Here is a 670-nt window from a genome sequence, read left to right as displayed (position 1 = left end):
TGCGGGAGAATCGGGGGGCCGGCGCGGGCTGGAACCCACCCGATGCCTTCAGGTGTGTCTCGCGCGCACTCAGGTGGGGATGAAGGGGGGCTTCTGTCAAGGTCAGAACCGGGGCCACGCACGCATCGACGCCCTCGAGCAGGTCAGTCCACTCGGCTTGGGTCCTGCTGCCAAAGGTCTTCGCCAAGAGTGTTCGCAACTCCGGCCATGTGCTCTTGTCCCACTGCGTATCGGGATCGACCGGCAGTTCCATGTGTGCCACGCACGTCCGCCAGAACTTCGGCTCGAGGGCGGCAACGGCCATGTATCGACCGTCCGCGCACTCGTACGTGTCATAGAAAGGGGTGCCGCCGTCGAGCACGTTGCTCCCGCGCTCCAAGTTCCACTGTCCGGAGTTGAGCATGGAGAAGACCGACGAGAGCAGATACGTGGTTCCGTCGATCATGGACGCATCGATGACCTGGCCTCGACCGCTGCCCGCTCGCTCGAACAGGCCTGCAAGGACCCCGATCACCGCGAAGGCGCCACCTCCACCGAAGTCCGAGATCAGATTCAGGGGCGGCACTGGCTTGCGGCCCGGTTCGCCGATCGCGTCGAGCGCCCCGCTCAATGCGGTGTACGTGAGGTCGTGGCCGGCGCGGGCAGCGAGAGGCCCTTCCTGCCCCCACCC

1 protein-coding gene is annotated in these 670 nt (G+C 66.0%); it reads right to left on the bottom strand.

Translation table 11 applies throughout. From position 1 onward, the window contains the following. Positions 1–670 (bottom strand): CoA transferase (locus AC5RWU_RS24460; RefSeq protein WP_494037354.1); only part of this gene is annotated, 670 nt, incomplete at both ends.

Source organism: Arthrobacter sp. B0427-1-12 (genome assembly GCF_059092905.1).
This window is presented reverse-complemented; position numbering and strand designations above follow the sequence as displayed.